The sequence below is a fragment of the Halobacillus litoralis genome (genome assembly GCF_009856355.1).
In the GTDB taxonomy this organism is placed as follows: domain Bacteria; phylum Bacillota; class Bacilli; order Bacillales; family Halobacillaceae; genus Halobacillus; species Halobacillus litoralis_B.
The window spans coordinates 41,783-64,392 of the sequence record NZ_WMEW01000012.1; the positions used below are offsets into that span (position 1 = coordinate 41,783).

At 49.7% G+C, this 22,610-nt stretch carries 21 protein-coding genes; 6 read left to right on the plus strand and 15 right to left on the minus strand.

Annotated features, from left to right (window positions below; translation table 11 throughout):
* The first annotated feature begins 64 nt into the window (after window positions 1-64).
* Window positions 65-847, plus strand: coding sequence for a DeoR/GlpR family DNA-binding transcription regulator (locus GLV97_RS15665; protein ID WP_160837581.1), 783 nt, complete (start codon window positions 65-67; stop codon window positions 845-847).
* On the plus strand, window positions 838-1,692 hold the full coding sequence (locus tag GLV97_RS15670) for a Cof-type HAD-IIB family hydrolase (RefSeq protein WP_160890076.1): 855 nt from the start codon (window positions 838-840) through the stop codon (window positions 1,690-1,692). Before GLV97_RS15665 ends, GLV97_RS15670 begins: the two co-directional genes overlap by 10 nt.
* A 139-nt stretch (window positions 1,693-1,831) precedes the next feature.
* Here the strand turns inward: GLV97_RS15670 and dnaB are convergent, their stop codons facing one another.
* The 4 genes from dnaB to GLV97_RS15690 form a co-directional block, all read right to left on the minus strand.
* Window positions 1,832-3,193, minus strand: coding sequence for a replicative DNA helicase (dnaB, locus tag GLV97_RS15675; RefSeq protein ID WP_160837585.1), 1,362 nt, complete (start codon window positions 3,191-3,193; stop codon window positions 1,832-1,834).
* Window positions 3,194-3,331: 138 nt separating this feature from the next.
* Window positions 3,332-3,778 (minus strand): 50S ribosomal protein L9, encoded by a 447-nt coding sequence (rplI, locus tag GLV97_RS15680; RefSeq protein ID WP_160841109.1) that lies wholly within the window; start codon window positions 3,776-3,778, stop codon window positions 3,332-3,334.
* Window positions 3,775-5,748 (minus strand): DHH family phosphoesterase, encoded by a 1,974-nt coding sequence (locus GLV97_RS15685; protein WP_160837589.1) that lies wholly within the window; start codon window positions 5,746-5,748, stop codon window positions 3,775-3,777. Before GLV97_RS15685 ends, rplI begins: the two co-directional genes overlap by 4 nt.
* Window positions 5,749-5,777: 29 nt before the next feature.
* Window positions 5,778-6,731, minus strand: coding sequence for a YybS family protein (locus GLV97_RS15690; RefSeq protein WP_160890077.1), 954 nt, complete (start codon window positions 6,729-6,731; stop codon window positions 5,778-5,780).
* 158 nt (window positions 6,732-6,889) lie between these two features.
* Here GLV97_RS15690 and GLV97_RS15695 point away from each other — a divergent pair, with 158 nt between their 5' ends.
* A complete protein-coding gene (locus tag GLV97_RS15695; RefSeq protein WP_160837592.1) occupies window positions 6,890-7,705 on the plus strand; it encodes a histidinol-phosphatase HisJ family protein in 816 nt (271 codons plus the stop codon).
* A gap of 366 nt (window positions 7,706-8,071) precedes the next feature.
* Here GLV97_RS15695 and GLV97_RS15700 read toward each other — a convergent pair whose 3' ends face one another.
* The 3 genes from GLV97_RS15700 to GLV97_RS15710 all read right to left on the minus strand — a co-directional run bounded on the left by GLV97_RS15700 (window position 8,072) and on the right by GLV97_RS15710 (window position 12,874).
* Entirely contained in the window at window positions 8,072-9,589 is a 1,518-nt protein-coding gene (locus GLV97_RS15700; protein WP_160890078.1) for an AbgT family transporter, read from the minus strand.
* 534 nt (window positions 9,590-10,123) lie between these two features.
* A complete protein-coding gene (gene serA, locus GLV97_RS15705; RefSeq protein ID WP_160837596.1) occupies window positions 10,124-11,710 on the minus strand; it encodes a phosphoglycerate dehydrogenase in 1,587 nt (528 codons plus the stop codon).
* A gap of 3 nt (window positions 11,711-11,713) precedes the next feature.
* Window positions 11,714-12,874, minus strand: coding sequence for a pyridoxal-phosphate-dependent aminotransferase family protein (locus GLV97_RS15710; protein ID WP_160837598.1), 1,161 nt, complete (start codon window positions 12,872-12,874; stop codon window positions 11,714-11,716).
* A gap of 302 nt (window positions 12,875-13,176) precedes the next feature.
* Here GLV97_RS15710 and GLV97_RS15715 point away from each other — a divergent pair, with 302 nt between their 5' ends.
* Both GLV97_RS15715 and GLV97_RS15720 read left to right on the plus strand, forming a co-directional pair.
* The gene (locus GLV97_RS15715) at window positions 13,177-14,826 is read left to right on the plus strand and encodes a peptide ABC transporter substrate-binding protein (RefSeq protein WP_423784974.1); all 1,650 of its coding nucleotides are present in this window, start codon (window positions 13,177-13,179) and stop codon (window positions 14,824-14,826) included.
* A 527-nt stretch (window positions 14,827-15,353) separates the two neighbouring features.
* Window positions 15,354-15,986: a YczE/YyaS/YitT family protein gene (locus GLV97_RS15720; protein WP_160841115.1), complete on the plus strand. Its 633-nt coding sequence runs from the start codon at window positions 15,354-15,356 to the stop codon at window positions 15,984-15,986.
* Window positions 15,987-15,988: 2 nt separating this feature from the next.
* Here GLV97_RS15720 and hmpA read toward each other — a convergent pair whose 3' ends face one another.
* The gene (gene hmpA / locus GLV97_RS15725) at window positions 15,989-17,215 is read right to left on the minus strand and encodes an NO-inducible flavohemoprotein (protein WP_160890080.1); all 1,227 of its coding nucleotides are present in this window, start codon (window positions 17,213-17,215) and stop codon (window positions 15,989-15,991) included.
* A gap of 177 nt (window positions 17,216-17,392) precedes the next feature.
* Between hmpA and GLV97_RS15730 the strand changes: the two genes are divergently transcribed.
* Window positions 17,393-17,830 (plus strand): Rrf2 family transcriptional regulator, encoded by a 438-nt coding sequence (locus tag GLV97_RS15730; protein WP_160890081.1) that lies wholly within the window; start codon window positions 17,393-17,395, stop codon window positions 17,828-17,830.
* 55 nt (window positions 17,831-17,885) lie between these two features.
* On the opposite strand, the gene rpsR is transcribed toward GLV97_RS15730, so the two are convergent.
* From rpsR to GLV97_RS15765, 7 genes are all read right to left on the minus strand, one after another.
* A complete protein-coding gene (gene rpsR, locus GLV97_RS15735) occupies window positions 17,886-18,113 on the minus strand; it encodes a 30S ribosomal protein S18 (RefSeq protein ID WP_027955890.1) in 228 nt (75 codons plus the stop codon).
* A gap of 21 nt (window positions 18,114-18,134) precedes the next feature.
* Window positions 18,135-18,623, minus strand: coding sequence for a single-stranded DNA-binding protein (gene ssb / locus GLV97_RS15740; protein WP_027955889.1), 489 nt, complete (start codon window positions 18,621-18,623; stop codon window positions 18,135-18,137).
* 12 nt (window positions 18,624-18,635) lie between these two features.
* A complete protein-coding gene (gene rpsF / locus GLV97_RS15745; RefSeq protein WP_160837608.1) occupies window positions 18,636-18,929 on the minus strand; it encodes a 30S ribosomal protein S6 in 294 nt (97 codons plus the stop codon).
* Between the two features lie 136 nt (window positions 18,930-19,065).
* Complete coding sequence (gene ychF / locus GLV97_RS15750; RefSeq protein ID WP_160837610.1) at window positions 19,066-20,163, minus strand: redox-regulated ATPase YchF; 1,098 nt, start codon at window positions 20,161-20,163, stop codon at window positions 19,066-19,068.
* Window positions 20,164-20,405: 242 nt separating this feature from the next.
* Window positions 20,406-20,600 carry a DUF951 domain-containing protein gene (locus GLV97_RS15755; RefSeq protein WP_160837612.1) on the minus strand — a complete coding sequence of 65 codons (195 nt, stop codon included), beginning with the start codon at window positions 20,598-20,600 and terminating at the stop codon, window positions 20,406-20,408.
* Window positions 20,601-20,614: 14 nt separating this feature from the next.
* Window positions 20,615-21,496 (minus strand): mechanosensitive ion channel family protein, encoded by an 882-nt coding sequence (locus GLV97_RS15760; protein WP_373562371.1) that lies wholly within the window; start codon window positions 21,494-21,496, stop codon window positions 20,615-20,617.
* 71 nt (window positions 21,497-21,567) lie between these two features.
* Window positions 21,568-22,587: a YkvI family membrane protein gene (locus tag GLV97_RS15765; protein WP_160837615.1), complete on the minus strand. Its 1,020-nt coding sequence runs from the start codon at window positions 22,585-22,587 to the stop codon at window positions 21,568-21,570.
* Window positions 22,588-22,610: the final 23 nt, after the last annotated feature.

Sequence of the window (22,610 nt, forward strand, 5' to 3'; positions counted from 1 at the left end):
TGATTTTGATTATAAAATTACTTATAATCACTTACAAGAGGATAGATATGGAAGGGGTTCTCCCATGTATCAGGAAGAAAGACTGATCGGCGTCATCGAATACTTAAAAAAGCAGCGCCGCATTACTATTGATCAAATGTGTGAGATGTTCGACATTTCACGTGATACCGCCCGGCGCGATCTGGTCAAACTGGAAGAACGCAGAGCGATTGTACGGACGAGGGGCGGGGCGATCCTGCCGAAAACGCACGCCGCCATTCAGGATTATACCCATCGTTTGAAATCCGTATCCTATGAGAAACAGGAAATCGGCAGAAAGGCGGCTTCCCTCATCCACTCAGGCGATCATATTATTTTAGACACGTCGACGACCGTACAGGCCTGTGCCAGCCAGATTTCCCCCATGGAGATCAAGGTGATTACCAATTCGATTCACCAGGCGGATATACTATCGAATGTGGGCCATGTATCTATACAACTGCTTGGCGGGTATCTGCAGAAGGAGCATCAGTTTCTTTACGGAGCGTCGGTCATTGAACGTCTGAAAAGCTACCACGTCGATAAAGCCTTTATCGGTGTGGTCGGAATATCCGAGCACGGACTGACCCTCGGTCATGAAGAAGATGGAATGGTGAAGAAAAATATGATCAAACAGGCCGGGGAAGTCATCGTCCTCGCTGATCATACGAAGTTCGGAATGACGGAATTCTTCACCTTTGCCGGACTTGAGGACATCGACATGATCATTACCGATCAAGCCCCTGATGAATCCTTCCAGCGTCTATTAAGAGAATGCGGAGTAGAATTGATTGTGACAAAAGAGGAGGAAACAGACATATGGACGTAGTGGCCATCGACCTCGACGGAACGCTCTTGAACAGGGAACATACGATCAGCGCAGGCAATGCAGAAGCGATCAAGCAGGCGCAGCAAGATGGGGTGGACATCGTTATTGCGACAGGACGGGCCTATTTCGATGTTCAGCAGATTTTTGCCGACCTCCCGATCCGCCCATGGGTGATCAGTGCGAACGGTGCCGTCATTCATACACCGGACGGCACCCTGTTTGAAGAAAAGGCGCTGGACAGGGGGGACGCCGGGGACGCCTTGAAGTGGCTTGAAAAGGAAGCGTATTATTATGAGGTCTTCAGCGGCTCGTCCATCTACACGCCGCAGAATGGACGGGAACTGCTCCACGTGGAAATGGACCGCCTCATCAGCGCCAACCCGGAAACCGACAAGCAGAGCTTGAAGCATGCGCTCGATAAGCAGTTCAGCCAGAACGGGTTCGCTTTTGTCGAGTCTTATGAGGAAATTGTGGAATCCAAAGATCCGATGTACAACATTCTCGCTTTTACCTTTGACCTGGATAAACTCGAAAAAGGGAAAGAGAAGTTCCATGACCATCCTTCTTTCACTATGGTGAGTTCTGCCGAGCATAACTTTGAGCTTGAGGACCACACCGCCTCCAAAGGCAGTGCCCTGAAGTCGGTGGCAGATCACCTCGGCATCCCGATGGACCGGACAGCAGCGGTTGGAGACAGCCATAATGACCTTTCCATGCTGGAAGCTGCCGGAAGAAGTGCCGCAATGGAGAATGCGGTCGATGATGTGAAAAAAGCAAGCGATTACATCACAAAATCCAATGATGATGATGGCGTGGCCTATGCCATCACGCACTACTTTTCTTAGGATCACCCACGACCCAGCGTGACTCTGCGGGAGGCGTAACGGGTGGTGATCATCATACATGGCTTCACAGAAGCTGCAAAAAAAGACGCTCCTCCAGATCTCCCCTCTGGATGTGAGCGTCATTTCGTATTTCCGCCTGTCAGGCAGGCGGTATATCGGCATCGGTATAGCGGTGATCGAGGTCGACGAACTTGTTATACTCCTTCACAAAGGCCAGTTCGACGTTTCCGACCGGACCGTTACGTTGTTTAGCGATAATGATTTCAATGATGTTCTGGCTTTCGGATTCCTTATCATAATAGTCATCACGATATAGGAATCCAACGATATCGGCATCCTGCTCGATTGATCCGGATTCACGAAGGTCCGACATCATCGGGCGTTTATCCTGACGGGATTCCACTCCGCGGGAGAGCTGGGACAAGGCAATCAACGGGACGTTCAGCTCACGGGCCAGCCCCTTCAAGGAACGGGAAATTTCGGAAACCTCCTGCTGTCGGTTTTCCTTCGAGTTCGCGCTCCCCTGGATCAACTGCAGGTAGTCGATCAAAATCATGCCGAGGCCATGCTCCTGCTTCAGACGGCGGCACTTGGAACGGATTTCACTGACACGCACCCCGGGGGTGTCATCAATGTAGATGCCGGCGTTGGACAAGCTTCCCATCGCCATCGTCAGCTTGTTCCAGTCTTCTGTTTCCAGGCTTCCGGTACGCAGGCGCTGGGCATCAATGTTCCCTTCTGCACAGAGCATACGGGAAACAAGCTGGTCCGCGCCCATCTCCAAACTGAAAATCGCGACGTTTTCATCCGTATGGACAGCGACATTCTGGGCAATGTTCAAGGCGAAGGCCGTTTTACCCATCGATGGACGGGCAGCGATGATGATCAAATCGTTCCGCTGGAATCCGGAGGTGATGTGATCAAGGTCACGGTAGCCCGTCGGAATTCCTGTTGTAGAGCCATCATTGTTGTGCAGCTGCTCGATGTTGTCATAGACATCAATGAGGACATCCTTGATGCTTTTGAACGCACTTGAATTTTTCCGCTGGGACACTTCCAAAATGTCTTTCTCGGCGGAATTCAGGACATCATCAATCTCCTCTTCCTCTGAATATCCTGTCGTTACAATATTCGTCGCCGTTCGGATCAGGCTGCGGAGCGTCGATTTTTCACCGACGATGTTCGTATAATAACCGACGTTGGCGGCGGTCGGCACCGAGTTTGCGATATCTGTCAGATAGGAAACTCCGCCGACCTCCTCCAACACCTTGTTGTTGGAAAGAGCCGTGGTGACCGTAACCAGGTCGATCGGCTCGCCTCTGTCAGCAAGCGTCAGCATCACCTCGAAAATCCGCTGGTGGCTCGCTCGATAAAAATCTTCCGGTAGTAAATTCTCTGCGGCTGTCGACATTGCTTCAGGTTCTAAAAAGATCGCACCGAGCACCGCCTGCTCTGCTTCTATGTTATGAGGCGGGGTACGGTCATTCCACATTTCACTCACTAGCTTTTCCTCCTCTGAATCGTTAACACCAATACATCATATTAACTCATATTCTGACCGCTGTCCATATGCCGGAAAGGGCAGAAGTAAAAGCGCCCTGTTCATCCGGACAATGGACAGGGCGCCTGTTTGACTCATTTATTTTTCAGCGATATGGACACGGATCGTGCCTGTCACTTCAGGGTGAAGCTTCACAGGAACGTTTGAGTATCCAAGCGTACGGATCGGATCATCCAGCTCGATTTTACGTTTGTCGATTTTGATGTTGTGATCCTTCTTCAACTGCTCTGCAATCTGCTTGCTCGTAATCGAACCGAACAGGCGGCCGTTGTCGCCGGATTTCGCATCAAGCTTCACTTCAAGGTCAGCCAGCTGATCCTTAAGCCGCTTCGCTTCTTCCACTTCTTCCTGAGCCTGCTGCTCAGCTTTGGCATCCTTGGCTTTCTGCGCCTGCATGTTGCCTTTGGTCGCCTCAACAGCCAGGTTGTTTTTCAGAAGGTAGTTACGGGCATAGCCGTCGTTCACTTCTTTGATTTCGCCTTTTTTCCCTTTACCTTTTACATCCGTTTTGAATATTACTTTCATTCTGTGTCTCCCCCTTCAAAATATTCGTCAATAATATCCTGCAGCAAATCTCTGGCATCTTCAATCGTTGTGTCTTCCAGCTGTGTCGCCGCATTCGTCAAGTGACCCCCGCCGTTCATCTTCTCCATGATGACCTGGACGTTGATATCCCCGAGAGAGCGGGCGCTGATGCCGATCCGGCCGTCACTGCGCTCAGATATGACAAACGACGCGACAATTCCGCTCATCGTAAGCAGTGTATCCGCGGCCTGAGCGATGATGACAGGACCATACGATTCACCGTGGTCTCCTGTTGATATGGCAATCCCATCTCTATATACGGAAGCCTTCTCAATCAACTTGCTTCGTCTTACATACACATCCAGATCCTCTTTCATGAATTTCTGCACCTGGACGGTGTCCGCTCCTTTGGAACGCAGATAGGAAGCGGCATCAAAGGTCCTTGAACCTGTCCGGAGCGTAAAGCTCTTCGTGTCGACGATGATTCCGGCAAGCAGAGCCGTCGATTCAAGCATGGACAGCTTCAGCTTCTTCGGCTGGTATTCCAGAAGCTCGGTGACCAGCTCGGCCGTCGAGGATGCGTACGGCTCCATGTAGACGAGCGTCGGATCCTTGATGAACTCCTCAGCGCGGCGGTGGTGGTCGATGACGACGACATGCTCCGTCTTCGACAGCAGTTTTTCTTCCATAACCATCGACGGTTTGTGCGTATCGACAACGACGAGCAGCGTGTTGTTCGTCACCATTTCCAACGCATCTTCCGGTGGTATGAAATACTGCCATAAATCCTCGTCTTTTTCAATTTCCTCGACCATCCGCTGGACACCTGTATCGATATCATCCGGATCAAGGACGATGGCCGCTTTTTTATCATTCGCCTGGGCAATTTTCAGGATCCCGATGGAGGCTCCGATCGAGTCCATATCCGGGGATTTATGCCCCATAATCAAGACCTTCTCACTTGCCTGGACGAGTTCTTTCATGGCGTGGGAGATGACCCGGGCCCGTACACGTGTCCGTTTCTCCATCGGATTGGTTTTACCGCCATAGAAGCGGACCTTTCCGGAATCGTCCTTGATCGCCACCTGGTCGCCGCCGCGGCCGAGAGCAAGATCCAGACTCGACTGGGACAGCTCCCCGAGCTCAGGCAGGCTGATCGGGCCGACACCGATACCGAAACTCAGCGTCAGCGGGACGTTCTGATCCGTAATCAGTTCACGGACATCATCGAGAATTTCAAACTTCGCTTTTTCCAGCGTATAAAGAATCTCCTGGTTCATTACAGCCATAAACCGTTCCTGTGATGTGCGCTTCAGGTAAATGCCGTAGTCCCCGGCCCATTTATTCAGAATGGAAGTCACCTGGGAGTTGATATGGCTTTTCGCTGTATCATCCATTCCCTGCGTAATTTCTTCATAGTTATCAAGGAAAATGATCGCAAGCACCGTCTGTTCGTTTTCATAACGGTTATGAATCTCTGTCTGCTGTGTTCTGTCAAACAAGTAAAGCAGCCGTTCCTCGCGCTTGACGATCGTCTGGAACTTATAGCCGTCAATCGTAATCCACACTTCATCCTGTTCTTCCTTCACGGCAGGAATGAGCTGGTCCGACAGCTTTTTCAGCGATTCGCCGACGACCGTATCCTCCTTCGTGAACCGGTTCATATACGGATTGGCCCATTCGACGATGTAATTCTCACTGTATAGGATGATCCCGATCGGCATCTCCAACAGGGCTTCCTCGCCCACCTTTTTCACCCGGTAGGAAAGGGTCGATATATATTCTTCGGTTTCATTGATCATGTGCTGTTCAGTGCGGACACTGTAGAATATGGACGCCGCAAGGAACAGCGTCATCAATAATCCGAGCATCCACTGATAATACCAGATAAACCCGAGCAGAATCAGGGAAATCGCGTAGATGATCCATAAGTGTCCGCTCATTGTTGGTTTCTTAAAAAAATTCGGCATTGCATTCAGCTCCTACCATCTTCTCCGAGCTAGTTTTTTTTCTTCTCACTGACATAGCTGCGCAGTGGAAATCCTAAATCAATTATACCTAAAATTCGAACAAGATACATGATCAATCCCGGAGAAAGTAATGAAAAAACGATGACCAGGACAGGTACAGCCTTCGGCCACTTCTTCTGTGATGCGTAATAGAAGACGAATGAAAAACCCTGGATGGCAATCAGTGTGCCCGCCACAATGAAGACGTTGATCGCTCCGAAATAAACCCAGCCTTCCCGGTCCGTCACCACATAGTTCAAAATCATCGCAAAGAAGTAATACCACAGAATGGCTGTCGGCAATCGGAAGTTTTTGAATGAAGCAAAGGCATAGGATTTATTTTCAATCCGGTTCATAAGCTTGAACGTCAGCCACAAACTGATCAAGGCTGTCATCACACTTGTCATAACGAGGATACTCGGAATGATATCCGGAATGAACGTGACCGCTTCACGGAACGTATCAACAGCTTCCTCTGAGTTCTCCACCTGTCCAAATGCGCCCATCGTAGATTCCACGGTGTCTAAACTATCATTCATTCCTGCGGTCAGTTCATCGACAAGGTTGATGCCGAGAAGCAGCTGGACAAGGCCCATACCGAGCATAAGGCCTCCTGTATACCCTACAGTTCCAAGAGCAAGAGATTCATAGGCCGACCGGCCGGCATACAGGACACCCCCGGATACCACGCCGCCGATTCCTGCGGTCAGTGTAAAAGGAACCGACAGGACCGGAACGATCAGCACACTGAAGATCATGGTTAAACAAAACAGAAGCAGACCGGGCTTCCAGCCATGCCGGCTGCTGTAATAAATGTATGGCACCGGCAGGATGAACAGGAGTAACGATCCGATTCCTCCCGGCAGGAAAATAATTACCAATAACAATAGCAGATATATCCCTGCCATTAAAGCCCCTTCGGTTATTCTTTTTGAGTTATTCATATTCAGGTAGCACCTCGACTTTTTTCGCGCTGTCTTAACCACCCTATTTTAACATATGTACGGTTTGTACGGGTTGTTGTTTACTCACGCCTGTTCTGTCTTGGTGAACAGGTGTGAGTCTGGTATGATGAATGAAATTCCAACTGAGGAGGATGTTCATGCTGACCGATTATCACGTGCATATGGCTGAAACCGGAGATTTAGACGTCGACTACCTGAGAACCTACATACAAAAAGCAAAAAATGAAGGCATTCAGGAATTAGGTATTTCTGAACACGCGTACTTTTTTCAGGAGACGAAGGACATTCTCTCCAATCCGTGGGTGAATAACCGCCGGACACTGGATTTCGACATCTACCAGCAGATGTTTGATGAGGCAGAAAAGCAGGGACTTCCCATTAAAATGGGCATTGAGATGGATTACATGCCAGGTAAGGAAAAAGAAATGGAAGCTTTCATCGACACCCATCCTTTCGATTATGTGATCGGCTCTGTGCACTGGATTGACGACTGGGGCATCGATCTGGCCATTTACCGCGAGGAGTATGAAAAAAGAGACTTGAAAGAAGTCTATGAGCAGTACTTTGACAGAGTCGTGACACTGGCGGAGTCCGGACTGTTCGACTTCGTCGGTCATATCGATGTCATCAAAGTATTCGGCTACCGTCCCGACGACCGTGATTTTCTTATCCAGCAGTACAAGCGGGCAGCAGAAGCACTGGCTTCTACAAATACGCTGATTGAAATCAGTACCGCAGGGCTCAGAAAGCCGGTCGGAGAGCTGTACCCAGATCCTGATCTACTGAGGATCTGTAAGGAAGCCGGGGTTGGAATCGTTCTCTGCTCCGATGCGCATAAGCCGGACCATATCGGTTACCGCTATGATGCAGCCATCGACCTGGCCAAGTCGGCGGGCTATACCCATGTCCATACGTTTACGAACCGGAAGGCTGAACGTCATCCGATCGGGTAAACGAGAAAACATACGTCTCCTCGCGTAAACTGGCCCATATGAGGAGTTTATGGCCACGCTCCGCTTATCGGTGGATGCTTGCCGCGGGCACGGCCTCAGCTAACTTGGTCAGGAAAACCACCTGCCCAAGTGGATCTTCGGCTCGCGCTGTTCCCGCAGGCGTCACCACCGAACGCTTCTCGTGCCAATCGCAGGGCACATACGAAAGAAATTGGATAGGCTGAAGGAAAAAAGGGAAAATCGCCCGCAGCTTATCAGATTTTTCGATCCTGGAGGAACTAGAACAGCACCAGATTTTCCTACAAGTTGAAAGGCCGGGCCCCTTCTAGAGGGCCCGGCCTTTTTTGTTACCCATGTTGAGATTTATTAATAGCTGATTGGAGCTCCCGGTCCGACTGGAATTCCAAGAATGACCCAGACGAGTAAGAGCAGCAGCCATGCAAGTAGAAAAGCGACAGAATACGGGATCATCATCGAGATGAGGGTTCCGATTCCAAGCTTCTTGTCATAACGCTGTGCAAATGCAATGACCACCGGGAAGTACAAGAGCAGCGGTGTGATCATGTTGGTCACGGAGTCCGCGATCCTGTAAAGCAGTGTCGTGAATTCCGGGGAGTATCCGAGATTCATCATAATCGGTACGAACACCGGTGCAAGAATCGTCCACTTGGCCGAAGAACTTCCGATAAAGAAGTTGACGACCATCGTCAGGCCGAGGAACGTAAGGATCAGCCCAACACCGTCAAACCCTGTGGAATCAAGGAAATCAGCCCCTTTAAAGGCGATAACCGTTCCAAGGTTGGTCTCACGGAAGTAAGCGATGAACTGACCGGCTGTAAAGGCGAGAGCGATATAACCGCTCATCGTGGCCATCGTTTTTCCTAACAGCTTCGTCAAATCTTTGTCATTGGTAATTTCCTTGACCACAATCCCGTAGATCAGTCCTGGTACGAGAAACAGGATGAAAATAACAAAGACAAGGGCATTAAAGAAGGGAGATTCAATGTATGCCCCATCTCCGCGGAGCGGTCCTAAGGAAAGATAGGCCATAAAGGCGAATGTAATGAGAAAACCGATACCGGCCCGGCGCATCCCTTTTTTCTCAAGAGCCGTCAGTTCATCAATATCACCGGATTCGTCACCTTTATAAGTGCCAAGACGCGGTTCTACAATTTTATCTGTAACAAACGTACCCACAATCGTAATCAACGCGACTGAAACAGCAGCGAAGAAGTAGTTCATGGTTACAGTAATCGTATTTGCATAGGCTGGATCGATCGTGCTGGCCGCATCGGCGGTCAACTCCAGCAGAATGGCGTCGGTGGATGTCAGCGCCAAATTGGCTCCGAACCCGCCGGACACACCAGCGAAGGCCGCAGCGAGACCGGCGAGCGGGTGGCGGCCGAGTCCTAGAAACAGAACCGCACCAAGCGGTGGAAGAACGACATATCCGGCGTTAACCGCCACACTGGACATGACACCGGCAAAGACGAGTGCGGCAGTCAGCAGGCGGCGGGGAAAGGAAAAGACGATGCCTTTCAGAGAGGCATTGATCAATCCTGTCTGTTCTGCAAGTCCGATACCGAGCATCGTAACAAGAACGGCACCGAGAGGCGGAAAGCCGATGAAGTTTTCCACGGCACTGTTGAAGATATACTCCAGTCCACTGAGACTAAGCAGGTTTTTGACTTCGACAACTTCTCCTGAAGTCGGGTTGGTCACAGATACACCGGAAAAAATCCCGGAAATCACTACGACGAGCGCGGCCAGAATGGCAAACAGCAGCAATGGGGAAGGCAGTTTATTCCCCAGCCACTCAATCCCGTCCAATATACGGAAGAGAAGCTTTTTCGGGGCAGAAGCTTCTTTTTGTTGGGCGTTCATGATGGTCCTCCTTTAAAAATCTATTTAATACTTACAAATAAGGTCGGCATTAAATTTAACAAGGGATTGTCTCAAAGTCAAAGCTTATGATTCACTTTTACAAAAACCACATAAAATCAACCCACAGGCAGATCATTAGACGGCAAGATCGTACCCCTATACGGAGCGGACACGTTCCGCTTATCGGTGGATGCCTGCCGCGGGCACAGCTTCAGCTGGACCCGCAGACGTCAAAACCGAACGCTCCCCGTAACCTCACCAAAAAAAGAGAGCGATTTTCCGTTAAACAGAAGATCGCCCTTTATTATTAGACAGAATATAATCGATAATGAACTTTTTTTCAATTACGTATGGGGCACAGACCGTTCCGGAAGAACGAGTGTGCCGAGATCGCCGAGCGCAGGCTTTGCGAGGGAGCTCGTCCGCGGAAAGGGAAGGGACTTACGCTCCCGGCGGTAAGAAAGAAAAAAAGCTTGTAAAGAAACAGAGGTTTCTCTACAAGCTGAGACCGGCCTGCTCAGGCCGGTCTTTTGGTTATTTGAGGGTTAAATAATCCACTTGGCGGATGTCGGCAATCTCAGACAGCTGATCAGCCGCCTGCTTATCGATCGCTTTGTCGACGGTTAAGACCATGACTGCTTCTCCACCTTCGTTTGCACGTCCCACCTGCATCGTTGCAATGTTGACGTCCTGCTCGGCAAGCAGACTTCCGACACGCCCGATAGCACCGGGCTGGTCGGTATGGTGAATGACAATCAAGTGGCCTTGGGGAACGATATCAATGGAATATTGATCCAGCTGGACGATTCTTGCACCAAGACCATTCAAACGGGTACCTGCTGCACTATGCTTTTCCTTGTCGGTTTCAATTTCCACCGTAATCAGGTTCGTGAACCCTTTCGTTTTCGTAGACTTCTGCTCATTAATGGTAATGCCTTTATCCGCAGCGGTCTTATAAGCATTGACATCATTGACGCGGCTGCCAATGTAACGGCCGAGGATGCCTTTTACCGCAATTCTCGTCAGCGGGGTCGTATCAATATCGAGCAGTTCCCCGCTGTAGTAGACATTGATCTTTTCAAACGTGCCCTCTGCGATACGGGAGACAAAAGATCCAAGACGTTCCGAAAGCGTAAAGTACGGAGACAGCTTCTCCATCATTTCGGAAGAGACGGAAGGCAGATTAACCGGGTTTCTTACGGTTCCGCCGCGCAGCAGCTCGAGCACATCCGCACTGACATCTGTTGCCACGTTTTCCTGTGCTTCCACTGTACTCGCGCCGAGGTGAGGAGTGGCAATCACTTCCGGCAGGGATAACAGCGGGTGCTCAGTGGCCGGCTCTTCTTCGAATACATCGAGAGCCGCTCCAGCGATTTTTCCGGATTTAACGGCCTCATACAAGGCATTTTCCTCGACGATTCCGCCGCGGGCACAGTTCAAAATACGGGCGCCGTCTTTCATTAAGGCAATCGCGTCCTCATTGATCAAATGCTTCGTTTTCTCAATCAGCGGCGTATGTACAGTCAGGAAATCCGCCTGCTGCAGCACTTCCTCCAATGTACCGTGAGTGACGCCTGCTTTCTGCGCTTTTTCTTCATTAAGGAAAGGATCAAAAGCTACCACTTTCATGCGGTGCCCTTTGGCACGCTGGGCAACCTCGCGTCCAATCCGGCCGAAGCCGACAATCCCGAGTACTTTATCCTTCAGCTCGACACCGACGAATTTCTTCCGTTCCCAGCGCTGCTGCTGAAGCTGGTGGTATGCCTGCGGAATATTACGGGCCAGGGACATGAGCATTGCCATCGTATGCTCCGCAGTCGAGATCGTATTGCCGTCCGGGGCGTTTACGACAATGACACCATGGTCTGTCGCTGCATCAAGATCGATGTTATCGACACCGACGCCTGCGCGGCCGATGATTTTCAGGTGAGGAGCGTGTTCGATCACTTCACGCGTCACCTGTGTCTGACTGCGGACGATCAAAGCTTCTGCCGAACCGATGGCTTCCAGCAGTTCCTCATGGGACATGGACGTTTCCTTGATGATTTCTATATCATCCGCTTCGCGGAGCGGTTTAATGCCTTCCTCGCTCAATGGATCACTAATTAACACTCGATGCATGGACTAATCCTCCCTTGTAAAATCGAGGTACGCGGCCTGAGCAGCTGCTGTACCCGCACCCGGTTCAAATGTGTGACCGAGGCGCTTCAGAATGATTTCGATAATCCCGATATACTGCAGAACATTGGCCGGACGGGAATACCCCATATGGCCGACACGGAAAATTTCACCCTTCAGCTCTTTCTGTCCACCGGCAAGCTGCAAGCCGAATTCTTCTCTCGCCAGTTTCCTCAACTGCTCGGCTTCGAACGTTTCCGGCCGGACGGAGGTCACCGTCGTAGATGCCTCCTCGTCCGATACAAGCAGGGGAACCTGAAGGGCCTGAAAGGCTTCCCGCGTCATCTGCTTCATTAATTCATGGCGTTCATAAACCTTTTCCAACGTTTCTTCCTCTAAGAGGCGCAGCGCTTCCTGAAGACCGAACAAGAGGGACAGAGCCGGGGTGTACGGGGTCTGCCCGGCCATCAACTGCTTGCGGTAGACGCGCAGATCCAAGTAAAAGCGCGGTCTGGGATTCTCATCAATCACCTTCCAGGCAGAATCAGAGACGGCGACAAAAGCAAGACCCGCCGGGAGCATCATCGCCTTCTGGGAACCGGAGACTAAGATATCGATTCCAGAGGCGTCCATATTCAAACCAGCGCCGCCGATCGACGAGACACCATCGACAATGACAAGAGCTTCACTGACTTCCTTCACTTTTTCAGCGACGGCTTCAACCGGGTGCATCACTCCTGTTGACGTTTCACAATGCGTCACGAATACGGCCTTGATATCCGGGTTCTCCTGAAGGGCCTGTGTCACATGATCGACCTTTACTGCCTCTCCCCATGTGACATCCAGACGGTGGACATTCAATTCATAGGTTTGACAAATCTGAGCAAAACGATCACCAAAAGCACCGGCAACGACGACAAGCACTTCATCTCCCGGCTGGGTGGCGTTGACGACAGCGGATTCGAGCGCTGACGTTCCGCTTCCGGTAATCACAAGAACGTCTCCGGATGTACCGAAGACCGGCTTCAATCTCGGGGCGATGTCCTGCATCAATTCCTTGCATTTCTCTCCTCTGTGTCCAATCATCGGCTGGCTCATACTGCGGTCCACACTCGGCGGGATCGGCGTCGGTCCCGGAGTATGAAGCAAATCCCATTCACGCTTCATTCGACTTGTACCTCCTATTTATTTCATGCTCTCTTTTCATCTTATAGACGCGTTAAAACGTTAGAAAAGAATTGGATATTCTATAATCCTATCAGAAGAAAACCCGATGTCAATGTAATGGGAATATTCTGTTTAAAGCGGTATAAGGCGCTGTTTTCCCATGTATACCAAAGGATTAGACAAAAATAGACTTTGCTTTTTTTCTTTTTTATTTGTATAATTCAAAAAGTAATTATTTTTAGAAAATTTAAACTATAGGGGGAGTCACTTTGAGAAAACATCTGTTGGTGCTTTTCGGATTGATGTTTGTGCTTGTACTGGCAGCGTGCAGCGGCGGGGACAGCGAAACATCTTCTGAATCAGGGGAAGGTAATGAGGAAACATCAGAAGGAACAGAAGAAAGCAGTGCTTCGGGAGAACAGGAAATCACGATTACATCAAAAAGTGAGATCCCAAGCATGGACCCGTCCTTGATTACGGATTCCGTCGGATTCCAATGGGCAGGGGAAACCTACGAGGGACTTTACCGACTCGATGAAAACAGCCAGCTTGTCAACGGAATGGCGGAAAGCTCTGAAGTGAGCGAAGACGGCCTGACGTGGACATTCAACCTGCGTGACGCCGAATGGTCAAACGGCGACCCGGTTACCGCTGACGATTTCGTTTATGCGTGGAGAAGAGCGGTTGATCCGGAAGTGGGATCCGAGTACGGTCCATACTTCCTTGGTGGCATCATTAAAAATGCAACTGAAATCAGCAACGGTGAAGCTTCTCTGGAAGACCTCGGAGCAACAGCTGTCGATGATAAAACGCTTGAAGTCGAACTGGAAAAGCCGGTACCTTACTTTGAGTCCATGACGGTCTTCATCACGTTCATGCCGCTCAATCAGGAGTATGTTGAAGAACAAGGGGACAAGTTCGCAACAGAAGCGGAATATACCATTTCCAACGGACCGTTCGAAATGACGGAATGGAGCCACGGGGAAGGCTGGTCCATTGAAAAGAGCGATTCCTACTGGGATAAAGATACAGTACAGCTTGAAACAATCAATGCGAAAGTCGTCAAAGAAGTCTCGACCGGCGTGAACCTTTATGAGTCCGGTGAAATTGATCAAACAGAATTGAATGCTGAATTTGTGGATCAGTACCGTACCGACGAAGCATTTAACGTTGTTGAAAAACCATACTTATACTTCTTCAAGTTCAACCAGGAAAATAACGAGGCGCTTGCCAACGTTAACGTACGTAAGGCCATTTCCTACGCGATCGACCGCCAGGGTCTTGTCGATGTCATCCTGAACGACGGATCGGTTCCTGCGGAAGGCTATGTACCATCCAACTTCGTGTCCATGCCGGACAGCGAGGAAGATTTCCGTGAAGCACAGGGACCACTTGTAGAGTCCAACGTAGAAAAAGCACAGGAGCACTGGAGTAAAGCTCTTGAGGAACTGGGAACAGACTCTGTTGAAATCGAACTGCTTGGCGATGATACCGGGACGTCCAAAGATGCGCTTGCCTACTACAAAGGACAGCTTGAGGAAAACCTGGACGGCTTGACGATCAAGCTTATGGAAGTACCATTTAAGGAACGTGTCCGCCGTGACAACAATGCAGAATTCGAAATGGAAGCTGCGACTTGGGGACCGGACTACGTCGACCCGAACACATACTTGAACATGTATCTGACAGATGGTCAGAACAACAACATGGCGTACTCCAGTGAAGAGTATGACAGCTTAATTGAAAAAGCCAACACCGAGTATGCTCAAGATCCAGCGAAGCGTTTCGAAACCTTCCTGGAAGCAGAGAAGCTTCTTCTTGAAGAAGATCAGGCTGTTGCTCCTATTTATCAGGATGCAAAAGCTCAGCTGTTCCGCCCATCCATCAAAGGGGTGTATTCTACAGCGACAGGTCCTGAGTTCGAATTCAAGTGGGCTTACGTTGAAGAGTAATAGATATCATAGAGAAAGCAGGAGCTATAAGCTCCTGCTTTTTTATATGTAGATAACCCCCATTTACCCCAACGCCTCCAGTCTTCCTTATTCAAGTAAAATGCTTTCGATTAGGGTAAGTGGACATCTCCCTACACGTATATAACACATCGTTCAGGGTTCCTGTCATGACCCGTACGGCATGTTCTTGTAAAACAAGGATCGTTTAGAGCCTTCATATCCTCCATCATTTGGTGAAGCCACGAGGAGCATTCGGTGGTGACGCCTGCGGGAACAGCACAGGTCGAAGATCCACTTGGGCAGGTGTTCTTTCTGCCCAAGTTAGCTGAGGCCGTGCCCGCGGCAGGCATCCACCGATAACCGGAACGTGACCGTTCACCCAAATGGTGGTCAAGGTTCCTCACTCACCAGCTTGAAAGGCAGGAGCGATAAGCTCCTGCTTTTTTACTTTCATTTACACCCTCCCCCTTGAAATCCGGCCGGACCCCGCTGTATAGTCTAAGGATAACGAGAAAAGGGGTGGTGTCATGAAACGCCATTACATCCGGGGCTTGTATTATCTGGCAGGCCTTTTTATAATGACCGCCGGCATTGCCTTGACGATTCAATCCTCGCTCGGTACCTCTCCTTTTGACGCGCTTCTTGTAGGACTGCACCGGACATTCGGATTGACGATTGGAAGCTGGGAGATCGTCGTCGGCCTGACGATGATCCTTTTTAATGCGGCGGCCTCCAGAAAAAAACCGGAACTTTTCGCGGTCATCACCTCACTGATGACTGGAGCGGGAATTGATTTCTGGGTGTTTATTCTAAGAGAAACCGTCCAGCCGGAAACAGCGGCTGTGCAGTTTACCTGCCTGATCAGCGGCATGATCATTGCCGGCTTTGGTATTGCGATGAATCTTCAGGCGGATTTCGCTCCGAACCCCTTTGACCGGATGATGCTTGTCATCAAGGATTTAACCGGATGGAACGTAACAATATCCAGAGCCTTCATCAGTATCATTCTTGTCATTCTGGCGGCCGTGTTCGGAGGGGCAGTCGGCATTGGTACGGTGATCATTACCATTTTCAGCGGCTATATCATTCACCTGTTTATGAAAATCATCGATCAGTTTGACCAACGCACCTTCCAGGCAGCTCCACTGAGAGAATCGTAGCGTTACGATTCTCTCAGCACCAACGCTTCCTGAGGACCGAAAAATTCATAATGCAGGGCATCTGCTTCAACGCCCCACTCCACAAGACTCCTGTATACAGCTGTCATAAATCCCTTCGGCCCGCAGAAGTAAAAGTCAGCGTCTTTGGGTACGGTCCGCTGAAGGACATCCAGATCAACGAAGCCCCGTTCATGAAACGCACCCGAACGGATGTCTTCCTCTGTCGGCTGTTCATAAACAAAACAGGCCTTCTTCTTCATCATGTCCTCTTTAAACGCATGGACATTGCCGTGCCTTGCAGCATGGACAACATAAACATCCCGCTCAGGCTGCCGTACTGCGGCTTCCTTCTGCATACTCATCAAAGGGGTCAACCCAGCCCCGCCGCTGATAAGAACAAGCGGACGCTTACGATCATCCAGATGAAAATCGCCGGCCGGGGCACTTACCGGAAGCCTATCTCCAACATGCACATGGTCATGCAGCCATGTCGAAACGATGCCGGCCGGCACGTGCTCCGAACCCGCTTCACGCTTGACGGTGATCCTGAAATAATCATGACCGGGGGCATCAGATAAGCTGTACTGACGAAGGTGATCATAGGATTCTCCCTCAATCTGCGCTTTGACCGTAATATACTGGCCAGCTTTGTAACGGGGCAGCGGCTGCTGATCTACCGGTTTTAAATAAAAGGAAGTCATTTCATCACTTTCCTTCACCTTATCCACGACCTGCATGAATCGCCAGTCTGCCCAGCCCCCGTCCTGGTCCTCCGCTTCTTCATATAGATTCTTCTCCACATCAATGAATACACCGGCAATGACACCATAAGCCTCTCCCCAGGCTTCGAGGACTTCATCCGTTGCCTGATCTCCAAGTACTTCCTTCATCGCCTTCAAAAGATATTCACCAACAATCGGATAATGCTCCGGCTGCACATTCAGACTGCGGTGCTTTTCCGCAACAGTCCTTACCTGAGGAAGGACCGAGCCCAGGTTTTCAATGTGCCTGGCAGCCGCATAAACCATATTGGCCAAGGCTCGCGGCTGATCGCCAGCCCGCTGATGCGTCTGGTTGAATAGGTTTTTCAGCTCCGGATAATTTTCAAAAAGACGCTTGTAGAATAATGTCGTTATCGTCTCTCCATGATCCTCCAGCACAGGAACCGTTGCCTTAATAATCTGTATCGTTCTTTCATCAAGGGGATGTTTATCATGATTGGTCATCATAAAAACTCCTTTAAAAGATGTATTTTGTATACACCTTTATTGTAACGAAAGATCCGTCTTCTGCAACACCTGTTCACTATAAATATTTGACGATTCGAAGGCAGATCCGCCCCTCATGTTCTTAGAAAAACGTATGGTATGATAAAGGAAATGGTAAAACATGAAGGGGTGCCTGTCATGCAGCTGAAGAAATATACAGATTATGCCCTGAGGGTGCTGATGTTTGCCGGGTCCAAAGAGGACGGTGCCCTGGCAAACAAAAAGGAAATCTCCGAGGTGTTTCACATATCCGAAAACCATCTGGGAAAAATCATTCATGAATTAAGCAGGCTTGGGTTGATCGAAACGATCCGGGGAAGATCCGGAGGGATCCGCCTGGCTGAAGACCCGAGGGACATTAACATCGGAAGTGTTGTACGGGCGATGGAGGATAATTTCCATCTGCTGGAGTGCTTTGACTGTGGATCCAGCTACTGCGTCCTTACACCTGCGTGCCGGTTGAAACAGGCGCTGCACGAAGCACTGGCTGCCTTCTTTCAAGTGCTTGACGGCTATACGCTGGAGGACCTGCTGGATAATAGGGGAGAGCTCCGGAAACTGATGGGCCTTTCCTGAATATAAAAAAACCGTGAAGTCTAAGAAGACTTCACGGTTTTTAGTAACGCTGCTATTACTCAGTAGAGTAAGGAAGCAGGGCCATTTGACGAGAGCGTTTGATCGCTTTTGTCAATTTACGCTGATATTTAGCAGAAGTTCCAGTTACTCGACGAGGAAGAATCTTTCCACGGTCAGAGACGAAACGTTTCAGCAAATCAACATCTTTATAGTCGATGTGTGTGATTCCGTTAGCTGTGAAGAAACACACCTTTTTACGTTTTCCGCGTCCACGACGTGCCATGTAGCATTCACTCCCTTCTGATTAAAATGGTAGATCGTCGTCTGATATATCGATGGGTTCCCCATTATCTGCGAATGGGTCATCATTACGTTGGTTATTGTTATTGGAACCGAAGTTGTTTCCTGATGGTTGATTCTGATTTGGCTGGTATCCTGAACCTCCACGGTTTCCTCCGCCCTGCGAAGAGCCACCCTTGGATTCAAGGAATTGTACGCTGTCTGCAACGACTTCGGTTACAAACACACGCTTGCCTTCCTGATTGTCGAAACTGCGGGACTGTAGACGTCCGTCCACTCCGACAAGACTGCCTTTACTCATAAAGTTCGCAAGGTTCTCCGCTGCTCGTCTCCAAACGACACAGTTAATGAAATCGGCATCGCGATCTCCCTGATTGTTTGAGAACGGGCGGTTCACAGCGATCGTAAAGTTGGCGACAGCTACTCCGTTTGGCGTATAGCGTAAATCAGGATCCTTCGTCAATCTGCCGGCTAATACGACACGATTTAACACCAGAACCACTCCTTATTTGTCATCTTCGCGTACTGCGATGTGGCGGATAATATCATCCGTGAACTTCGCCTGACGGTCGAATTCGTTGATCGCTTCACGTGTACCGTTGAAATCAACTGTTACGTAGATTCCATCACGGTGGTCGTTAATTTCATAAGCAAGACGGCGCTTGCCTAGTTCTTTAACTTCTTCGATCTCCGCTCCGTTATCTGTAAGGATTTTGCTGAAACGATCTTTGACAGATGTTTTCGCTTCCTCCTCGATATCTGGGCGGATGATATACATGATTTCGTATTTTCTACTCATCCGTTTTCACCTCCTTATGGACTTAACGGCTCCTTTTTCGTAAAGAGGAGCAAGGAGTAATTCGTTTAATTACTCACAATATAGTATTGTAACAAACTTGTCCTCACTTTACAACCTTTTGTGGAAGGATCCCCGCTTATACGTTGAAACGGAAATGGATGACGTCACCGTCTTTGACCAGATATTCTTTTCCTTCAAGGCGGACACGGCCGCGGTCACGGGCCACACCCATGGTTCCTGCATCGACCAGATCCTCATAGGAAACCGTCTCCGCACGGATAAAGCCGCGCTCGAAGTCCGTATGAATGATTCCGGCCGCCTGCGGAGCGGTCATGCCTTCCTTAAAGGTCCAGGCACGCACTTCCTGTTCGCCGGCTGTAAAATACGTCGCCAGGCCGAGCAGGTTATACGTCGCTTTGATCAATTGATCGAGGCCGGATTCCTCAATACCAAGATCGTCCAGGAATTCGTCCTTTTCATCACCATCAAGTTCAGCGATTTCAGATTCGATTTTCGCACAGACAACAATGACTTCCGCGTTTTCCTTGGCTGCAAATTCACGGATCTGCTTCACTTTGTCATTGTCCCCTCCGCCAATCTCATCTTCACTTACGTTGGCAACATAGAGGATAGGCTTGGAAGTTAAAAGATGGAGACCTTTCACGACTTTCTGCTCGTCCGTGCTGAAGTCTACCGCACGGGCCGGTGTTTCAGCTTCCAATGCTTCCTTCAGCTTTTCAAGGACAGCATATTCAGCAACGGCGTCCTTGTCCTTCTGACGGGCAAGCTTAGCCACACGGTCCAGACGTTTCGAAACCGTTTCAAGGTCAGCAAGGATCAGCTCGAGGTTGATCGTTTCGATATCCGTGATCGGATCGACCTGACCGGATACGTGGGTGATATTTTCATCTTCGAATGCGCGCACAACGTGGCAGATCGCATCCACCTGGCGGATATGGGAGAGGAACTGGTTGCCGAGACCTTCTCCTTTACTTGCGCCTTTTACGATGCCGGCGATATCCGTAAACTCAAATGCAGTCGGAACGGTTTTCTTAGGGTTCACAAGCTCAGTCAGCTTTTCAAGCCGGGAATCCGGTACTTCCACGATCCCGACGTTCGGATCTATTGTGGCGAACGGATAGTTGGCTGATAAGGCGCCTGCCTGTGTAATTGCGTTAAACAACGTAGATTTCCCTACGTTCGGTAAACCTACGATTCCAGCTGTTAGTGCCATATGAGACTTTCACTCCTTAAGGATTTACATACATGCATGTTAGTCCATTTTATTATAGATTCTGTACTTGAAAATAACAACCTGAGCCTTCCCGGCCTTACAGGGAAAAACACTGTCCAAAAGTCCATTTTCCACTATAACAAATTCACCCTTCGTTTAGAAACAGACCGGATAATGGAAGTTTGCCCGGTTTTCACACCTTCCATAAAAAAACTCTCCCCGGTTAAAGGGAGAGCCGTCGTTCATTCACTCGGTTCCAGCACTTTCTTCATCTTCGTTTCGAATTTCCGGCGCGGGACGAGAACGCTGTGCCCGCAGCCTTCACATTTGATACGGATGTCCGCGCCCATACGGATGATTTTCCAGCGGTTTTCGCCGCACGGGTGGGGTTTTTTCATCTCCACCACATCATTAAGTTCATAGGATTTGTCTGCCATAATTGTGCTCCTCCTTATTGATCAGCCGCTTCAGCCTCGTCATGACGGGAATACATGACCATGCGTGGAAACGGAATTTCAATGCCTTCCTGATTGAGCCGGGTTTTCACTTCTTTACGGATCACCCGTGCCACTGCCCAGTGCTCCATCGGGTTGACCTCAGCGATTACACGCATCACAACTTCAGAGGCACCGAGGTTTTGTACGCCTAGCAGCTCCGGCACAGTGATGATTTCCTCATAACGTTCGGGCAGCTCTTCAAGCAGTTTTGAAATGACCTGCTCGGCCCGTTCGATATCCTCTTCATAGGCGACTTTCACATCGACGACCGCCACACTGTTATGCATCGAATAGTTGGTCACCTGAGTGACATTGCCGTTCGGCAGGATATGGACCTCACCCGTCCACGCTTTCACCTTACACGTCCGGAGACCGACCTCTTCAACAAAGCCTTCGACGCCGGATGTCTGGATATAGTCGCCGACAGAAAACTGGTCCTCAAAGATAATGAAGAAACCGGAAATCACGTCGCGCACAAGGTTCTGGGCACCAAAGCCGATCGCAAGACCCGCCACACCGGCACCGGCAAGGAGTGCGGCGATGTTGATCGTCAGCGTCTCCAGAATCATAATAAACGCGACGAAATATACGACATAGGACAAGGCGTTCACAACCAGCTTGTTCAGCGTAGCTTCCCGGCGCTGGGTAATTTGAAAAGGCCCCCGGCGTTTATTCGCGAAAAACTGCGCAATCAACCCACGTCCGATCCGGATGATCAGCAGCGATAACAGAATGATCATGATGATCTTTAAAGCGCCGATCCCGTAACTCCACCAAATCTCCGGATCTTTGACATAACTGACGAGTTCCTCCCACTGTGTTTTTGCATCTTCCACAGCTTTCGTTGGTTCACTCACCGCATTCCCTCCTGTACGTCAATGAATATGACATTCATTTTAACAGGTTTTCAGCGAATTTTGAATCTGGAAAGAACGGGGTATAAAAGAAGGGAAAGGAGCACGTATAAATTCAGGATGCCATACAGCGGATACAAGTATTCAATGAGGGTGGAGAAGCCAAAAGAAGTAAAGGGCAGCATAATGGCAATCACCATCATAGCCAGGATCCAGAGCGGCTGGCGCACGTAATCCCGGAACCGTGTGACAAGCCCGAGTGTCCCTGAGGCTGCAGTTGTAAAAATAGCAATCCAGAGCATCACAGACATGAAAATCATCATTTCGTAAGGATAATGTTTAAGAATGGCGAAAAGGGGGATTTCATACAAAATGATATCTTCCGAAATTTGAATCAGACTGTTGTTATAAAGGTAGGAAACGACTCCGAGCACGACCCCGCTTCCAATACTGGCCACCCAGATTTCCCCTTTCCGCCGGACCTGGTTGCCGATCGCCCCGAGTACAGCAATCAAAGGGAGGATGTTCAGTGCGGTGAACGGGAATGCCGCCAGCCAGTTGCTCATCTCATGAACATGACCGAACAGGGACAGGTCCTGATCTTTGATGAATAGGATCAGGACGAACAGAAGACCGGCAATCAGCAGCGGCAGAACAAAGCTGTTCACGATCACAATGCCTTTGACATCCCAGATAAACAGAAGAATAAGCGGAATGATAATCATTACGACGCCGAACTTATAGGAGAAATTGAAGGCCTGGAGGGTCGCTCCACTGCCTGCCAGCATAATGACGGTCGTCGTAAACAGGTAGATGATGATCATCCAGTCGTATACACCGGTCAGACGCCGTCCGACGACCGCACGAAGGACAGGGAGATAATGACCACTCTCCAGCTTAAAACTGATCGATAAGATCACCCAGCAGCAGAAGATGAACATGAGGGAGAACAAGAGGATGGCCAGGCTGCTGTCATCCCCGAAAAACTGCCACAGTTCTCTTCCAGAAGCATAACCGGCCCCTATCATCGTCCCGATAATTAAAAACATCCACTTACAACCCGCTTTTATCATGACCGTTCCTCCACATCTATGTA